Source organism: Streptacidiphilus anmyonensis (assembly GCF_000787855.1).
GTDB lineage: Bacteria > Actinomycetota > Actinomycetes > Streptomycetales > Streptomycetaceae > Streptacidiphilus > Streptacidiphilus anmyonensis.
This window is the reverse complement of sequence record NZ_BBPQ01000004.1, coordinates 128,654-135,774: the sequence shown is the minus strand read 5'-3', so window position 1 is coordinate 135,774 and position 7,121 is coordinate 128,654. Positions and strand designations below refer to the sequence as shown.

General features: G+C 70.2%; 4 protein-coding genes and 1 pseudogene. All 5 read right to left on the bottom strand.

Translation table 11 applies throughout. The features are described from left to right. Positions 1 to 311, bottom strand: a pseudogene (locus tag TR50_RS46565) (hypothetical protein); the annotation flags it as partial. A gap of 173 nt (positions 312 to 484) precedes the next feature. Further along, positions 485 to 3,109: a DNA gyrase subunit A gene (gene gyrA / locus TR50_RS06835; protein WP_042415938.1), complete on the bottom strand. Its 2,625-nt coding sequence runs from the start codon at positions 3,107 to 3,109 to the stop codon at positions 485 to 487. 49 nt (positions 3,110 to 3,158) lie between these two features. Continuing rightward, positions 3,159 to 5,156: a DNA topoisomerase (ATP-hydrolyzing) subunit B gene (gyrB, locus tag TR50_RS06830; protein WP_042415935.1), complete on the bottom strand. Its 1,998-nt coding sequence runs from the start codon at positions 5,154 to 5,156 to the stop codon at positions 3,159 to 3,161. A 268-nt stretch (positions 5,157 to 5,424) separates the two neighbouring features. Further along, on the bottom strand, positions 5,425 to 5,943 hold the full coding sequence (locus tag TR50_RS06825) for a DciA family protein (protein ID WP_236654300.1): 519 nt from the start codon (positions 5,941 to 5,943) through the stop codon (positions 5,425 to 5,427). Positions 5,944 to 5,993: 50 nt separating this feature from the next. Further along, positions 5,994 to 7,121 carry a DNA replication/repair protein RecF gene (gene recF, locus TR50_RS06820; protein WP_042415919.1) on the bottom strand — a complete coding sequence of 376 codons (1,128 nt, stop codon included), beginning with the start codon at positions 7,119 to 7,121 and terminating at the stop codon, positions 5,994 to 5,996.

The following is a 7,121-nucleotide window of genomic DNA, read 5'->3' as shown; positions in this document are numbered from 1 at the left end:
CCCTTGGAGTACGTGGTCGGCGTCGAGTAGCCGTCCTTGGGCGGGGGACCGCCGGCCGGGCCGGTGGTGCCCGTCGGTGCGCCGGTCTGCGCCGCCGCCTTCGCCTCGGCGGCCGCGCGGGCCTGGGCCTGCTCACCGTTGGGGCCGCCCTGGCGACGACGCGGGGCCTGCTGGCCTGCGTCGGACCCGGCGCCCACCGCGGGCATCACCGACGTCGAGCCCGCGTCCCGTCCGCCGCCGGCACCGCCGGCCGCACCGGGGGCGTTCTGCGCCCGCCCCGCGGCTCCCGCCGCTCCCGTGGGGTTAGTCACCCTGGTCCTCCCGCATTCCGCGCCGGGGCCCTCGGCCCCGGTGTGTCGTCACGCCTCGTACTCAACGCTCGTTCGCCTGATCGTTCAAGGCGCAGGCAGCCGGCTGCCAGCATCCTGGCACGGGCCCCGGTGATGTGCACCGGGGCCCGTGCCAGAAGCGGAAGCGGCAGCGGCTACTCGGCCGACGGCTCCGTGGCCCCGCCGTCGGCGCCGACCTCGGTGCCCTCGGCGACGTCCGCGACGCCGTCGACGACGCCGTCCTCGGCCTCGTCCGCCTCGTCCTCGGCAGCGCCTTCGGCGTTGCGCGCGATGCCGACGACCGCGTCCTTCTTGCTCAGGTTGATCAGTTGGACGCCCATCGTGTCACGCCCGGTTTCACGGACCCCCGCGACCCGCGTACGGATCACTCCGCCGGAGAGCGTGATCGCCAGGATCTCGTCGGTCTCCTCGACCACCAGGGCGCCGACGAGCGACCCGCGGTCCTCGACGATCTTGGCCGCCTTGATGCCCAGGCCGCCACGGCCCTGGACGCGGTACTCCTCCACCCTGGTGCGCTTGGCGTAGCCGCCGTCGGTGGCGGTGAACACGAACGTACCCGGGCGGATCACCGACATCGAGAGCAGTTCGTCGTCCTCGCGGAAACTCATGCCCTTCACACCCGAGGTGGCGCGGCCCATCGGCCGCAGCGCCTCGTCGGTGGCGGTGAAGCGGATCGCCTGCGCCTTCTTCGAGATCAGCAGCAGGTCGTCGTCGGCGGAGACCAGCTCGGCGCCGATCAGCTCGTCGTCGTTGCCGTGCTCGTCCTGACGCAGGTTGATCGCGATCAGACCGCCGGAACGCGGCGAGTCGTAGTCCTTCAGCGAGGTCTTCTTCACCAGGCCCGAGCGGGTCGCCAGGATCAGGTACGGGGCGGCCTCGTAGGTGCGGACCGCCATGACCTGCGCGATCTGCTCGTCCGGCTGGAAGGCCAGCAGGTTGGCCACGTGCTGGCCGCGGGCGTCGCGCCCGGCGTCGGGCAGCTCGTAGCCCTTGGCCCGGTACACCCGGCCCTTGTTGGTGAAGAACAGGATCCAGTTGTGCGTGGTCGTCACGAAGAAGTGGTCGACGATGTCGTCCTGCTTCAGCTGCGCGCCGCGCACGCCCTTCCCGCCGCGCTTCTGCGAGCGGTACAGGTCGGAGCGGGTGCGCTTGACGTAGCCGCCGCGGGTGATGGTGACGACGATGTCCTCTTCGGCGATCAGGTCCTCGACGGACATGTCGCCCTCGTAGGGGATCAGCGTCGAACGCCGGTCGTCGCCGTACTTGTCGACGATCGCGGTGAGCTCGTCGGAGATGATCTCCCGCTGCTTGGCCGGCGAGTCCAGGATCGCGTTGTACTCGCGGATCTTGGCCATCAGCTCGTCGTACTCGGCCGTGATCTTCTGGCGCTCCAGGGCGGCCAGGCGGCGCAGCTGCATCTCCAGGATCGCGTTGGCCTGGATCTCGTCGATGGTCAGCAGCGACATCAGGCCGGTGCGGGCGACCTCGACCGTGTCCGAGCGGCGGATCGTCGCGATGACCTCGTCGATGGCGTCCAGGGCCTTCAGCAGACCGCGCAGGATGTGCGCGCGCTCCTCGGCCTTGCGCAGCCGGAACCGGGTGCGGCGGACGATGACGTCGATCTGGTGGTTGACCCAGTGCCGGATGAAGGCGTCCAGCGACAGCGTGCGGGGCACCCCGTCGACCAGGGCCAGCATGTTCGCGCCGAAGTTCGTCTGCAGGTCGGTGTGCTTGTACAGGTTGTTCAGCACGACCTTGGCGACCGCGTCGCGCTTGAGCACGATCACCAGACGGGTGCCGGTGCGGGACGAGGACTCGTCGCGGACGTCGGCGATGCCGCCGATGCGCGCGTCCTTGACCAGGTCCGCGACCTTCAGCGCCAGGTTGTCCGGGTTGACCTGGAACGGCAGCTCGGTGATCACCAGGCACTGGCGGCCGTGGATCTCCTCGACCTCCACCACCGCGCGCATCGTGATCGAGCCGCGGCCGGTGCGGTAGGCCTCCTCGATGCCGCGGCGGCCCACGATCAGCGCGCCGGTCGGGAAGTCCGGGCCCTTGATCCGCTCGATCAGGGCCTCGAGCAGCTCCTCGTTGGAGGCCTCCGGGTTGGCCAGGTACCACAGCGCGCCCGAGGCGACCTCGCGCAGGTTGTGCGGCGGGATGTTGGTCGCCATGCCGACCGCGATCCCGGTGGCGCCGTTGACCAGCAGGTTCGGGATCCGGGCCGGCAGGACGTTCGGCTCCTGGGAGCGGCCGTCGTAGTTGGGCGAGAAGTCGACGGTCTCCTCGTCGATGTCCCGCATCATCTCCATGGCCAGCGGCATCATGCGGCACTCGGTGTACCGCATGGCGGCGGCCGGGTCGTTGCCCGGCGAGCCGAAGTTGCCGTTGCCGTCCACCAGCGGCATCCGCATCGACCACGGCTGGGCGAGACGCACCAGGGTGTCGTAGATCGAGGTGTCGCCGTGCGGGTGGTAGTTGCCCATGACGTCGCCGACGACGCGGGCGCACTTGTAGTAGCCCTTCTCGGGCCGGTAGCCCCCGTCGTACATCGCGTACAGCACGCGGCGGTGCACGGGCTTGAGGCCGTCGCGGACCTCGGGCAGGGCGCGAGAGACGATGACGCTCATCGCGTAGTCGAGGTAGGAGCGCTGCATCTCCGTCTCGAGCTCGACCTGCTCGATCCGGGTGCCCCCGCCGTTCTCCTCGGCCGGGATGTCCTCCGGCTGCTCGCCTTCGGGGCGGTTGTCGTCGACCACGGGTGGTCAGTTTCCTTTCGCTGCGGAACGCTTCGGCTGCCGGTGGGGATCAGACGTCGAGGAAGCGGACGTCCTTGGCATTGCGCTGGATGAAGGAGCGGCGGGCCTCGACGTCCTCACCCATCAGGATCGAGAACAGGTCGTCGGCGCGGGCGGCGTCCTCCAGGGTGACCTGGGACAGCAGGCGCACGTCCCGGTCCATGGTGGTGACCCGCAGCTCCTCGGCGTTCATCTCGCCCAGACCCTTGAAGCGCTGGATCGCGTCGTCCTTGGGCAGCTTGCGGCCGGCCTGGCGGCCCGCCTCGAGCGCGGCTTCCTTCTCGCGGTCGGAGTAGACGTACTCGATGTCGTCCCGACCCCACTTGATCTTGTACAGCGGCGGGCGGGCCAGGTAGACGTGGCCGCCCTCGATCAGCGGACGCATGAAGCGGAAGAGCAGCGTCAGCAGCAGCGTGGAGATGTGCTGGCCGTCGACGTCGGCGTCGGCCATCAGCACGATCTTGTGATAGCGCAGCTTCGACAGGTCGAAGTCGTCGTGGACGCCCGTGCCGAAGGCCGAGATCAGCGCCTGCACCTCGGTGTTCTGCAGCACCTTGTCGATGCGCGCCTTCTCGACGTTGAGGATCTTGCCTCGGATCGGCAGGATCGCCTGCACCCGCGGGTCACGGCCCTGCTTGGCCGAGCCGCCGGCGGAGTCGCCCTCGACGATGAAGATCTCGCACTCGGTCGGGTCCTTCGACTGGCAGTCCGACAGCTTGCCCGGCAGCGACGCCGACTCCAGCAGACCCTTGCGGCGGGTCAGGTCGCGCACCTTGCGGGCCGCGACACGGGCCGTGGCGGCCGTGATCGCCTTGCGGATGATGTCCGCGGCCTCGTTCGGGTTGCGGTCCAGCCAGTCGTTGAGGTGCTCGTAGACGACCTTCTGCACGAAGGTCTTCGCCTCCGTGTTGCCCAGCTTGGTCTTGGTCTGGCCCTCGAACTGCGGCTCGCTCAGCTTCAGGCTGATGATCGCGGTCAGACCCTCGCGGATGTCCTCGCCGGTGAGGTTGTCGTCCTTCTCGCGCAGCAGCTTCTTGTCGCGCGCGTACCGGTTGACCAGGCTCGTCAGCGCGGCCCTGAAGCCCTCCTCGTGGGTGCCGCCCTCGTGGGTGTGGATGATGTTCGCGAACGAGTAGACGCCCTCGTTGTACGAGGTGTTCCACTGCATCGCGATCTCCACGGAGATCTTCTTCTCCGTGTCCTCCGCCTCGAAGTCGATGACCGTCGGGTGGATCACCTCACCCTTGCGGGAGTTGAGGTACCGCACGAAGTCGGAGATGCCGCCCTCGTAGAAGTAGCGGACCGCGTTCGGCTTGCCCTCGTCGTCCGTGTGGTCCGGGCGCTCGTCGGTGAGCGTGATGGTCACGCCCTTGTTGAGGAACGCCATCTCCTGGAAGCGACGGGAGAGGGTGTCGAAGGAGTACTCGGTGGTCTCGAAGATCTCCGGGTCCGCCCAGAAGGTGACCGTGGTGCCCGTCTCCGAGGTCTCCTCGTGACGCGCCAGCTCGGCCACCGGCACGCCGCTCTTGTACTCCTGCGTCCAGCGGTAGCCGTCGGTCCTGACCTCGACCGCCAGGCGGTTGGACAGCGCGTTCACGACCGAGATGCCCACGCCGTGCAGACCGCCGGAGACGGCGTAGCCGCCGCCGCCGAACTTGCCGCCGGCGTGCAGCACGGTCAGCACCACCTCGACGGCCGGCTTGCCGGTCGTCTTCTCCACGCCGACCGGGATGCCACGGCCGTTGTCGACGACGCGCACCGCGCCGTCGGGCAGGATCGTCACGTCGATCGTGTCGGCGTGGCCGGCGAGGGCCTCGTCGACGGAGTTGTCGACGATCTCGTAGACGAGGTGGTGCAGGCCGCGCTCACCGGTGGAGCCGATGTACATACCCGGGCGCTTGCGGACGGCCTCGAGCCCCTCCAGCACCTGGATGGCACTGGCGTCGTACGACTTCTCGTTCTTGCCGTTCTCGTCTGGGGACTGGTTGGGGTTGCCGGACTCGGCCACGAAACGCCCTCTCTGGCACAGCGCGGGCCGTCCCGGCCCATGTGGGCGGGCCGGAGGCGGCCACGGCGTTACGACTCTCCACCGCGAGCGTCTCCGCTCGCGGCGGTGTTTGGCTTCCAGTCTACCGGTACGACTGACAGAGACGGGGCTTTGCCGCCCTCTGAACGGCCCGTGCCGGACGTCAACACGCGCCCGACATGTCCCCACACCAACGAGGGGGGCGCAGAGCGCTTAGACGCCCGTTTCTCGGCTCCGTCCCGTCCGCGGGTCAACCCCAGGTGTCGCCCGGCCCCTTGCTGCCCGGCGCGCGCAGCCTGCCGCGATAGCGGGCCGGCCCCGTGGCGGGGCCCTGGACCTTGATGAAACGCACCGTCCCCTCGCCCAGCCCGCCGTTCAGCGTCCGGAGCAACTGCGGTGCCATCAAACGGAGTTGAGTCGCCCAGGCGGTGGAGCTGCAGCGGACCGCGAGCACCCGCTCGTCCTCGTCGAAGTGCTCCGGCTCACAGTGCGCGGCGATGTCCCGCCCCACGATCTCCGGCCACCGCCCCATCACCCCGCCGACCGCGGCCGGCGCCTCCCAGCCCCGCTCCGCGATCAACCGGCTGATCGCACTCCCCAACGGCTGCGGATCCCGCCCGTCCGCACGGGCCCCCGACCGAAGCCCCGTCCTTCTCGCCTGCTTCTTCTGCGCGGTCGCCTCCCCGCGCAACCTCGCCTGCTCCTTCGCCGCCCGCAGCGCCACCCGGGCGAGATCGACGCCACTGAGCTCAGGAGTCTCCTCGGACACGCGGCGCCTCACTTCTCACAGGCTGGGGACAAGCCTCCAGAGTACGCGCCTCACACCCGCGTGACCTCGCCGTCCAGCACCGCATAACGGGCACCCTTCAGCGCCTCCGGAACGTCCTCCGGGACCGCCGCCGTGACCAGGACCTGTTCGCCCGTGACGACCCGCTCCGCCAGGCGCTCGCGGCGGCGGGAATCCAGCTCCGCGAAGACGTCGTCCAGGATCAGCACCGGCTCGCCGCCGTCCGAACGCAGCAGGTCGTAGGAGGCCAGCCGCAGCGCCAGCGCGTACGACCAGCACTCGCCGTGCGAGGCGTAGCCCTTGGCCGGCAGCTCCCCCAGCCGCAACCCGAGCTCGTCGCGGTGCGGGCCCACCAGCGTCAGGCCCCGCTCCAGCTCCTGCTTGCGCGCCGCGCCCAGCGCGGCCATGAGCGCCGCGTACAGGGCCTCGCGGCCCCCCGACAGCGGCACCCCCTCGCCCATCGAGGAGCGGTACTCCAACACCGTCCCCCCGCCGCCCGGCGCCAGCTCCTCGTACGCCCGGGCCACCAGCGGCTGCAGGGCCGCCACCAGATCCAGCCGGTACGCCAGCAGCTCCGCGCCCGCCCGCGCCAGATGGTCGTCCCACACGTCCAGCGTGGACAGGTCCATCCCCCGCGAGGACCTCCGCGCCTGCGCCGCCGACTTCAGCAGCGCGTTGCGCTGCTTCAGCACCCGCTCGTAGTCCTGCCGCACCCCCGCCAGCCGCGGCGCACGCAACGTCAGCAGCTCGTCCAGGAACCGCCGGCGCTCACCAGGATCGCCCTTGACCAGCGCCAGGTCCTCCGGCGCGAACAGCACCGTCCGCAGCAGCCCCAGCACGTCACGCGGCCGCACGTTGTCGCTGCGGTTGATCCGCGCCCGGTTCGCCCGGCCCGGGTTCAGCTCCAGCTCGATCAGCGTCTGCCGCTCGTCCCGCACCACCAGGCCCCGCACGATCGCCCGCTGGGCACCCAGCCGCACCAGCGGAGCGTCACCCGCCACCCGGTGGCTGCCCAGGGTCGCCAGGTAGCCGACGGCCTCGACCAGGTTGGTCTTGCCCTGGCCGTTGGGACCGGTGAACGCGGTGACGCCCGGGTCGAGGGGAACCTCGGCCCGGGCGTAACAGCGGAAGTCGGCCAGCGACAGATGCGCGACGTGCAC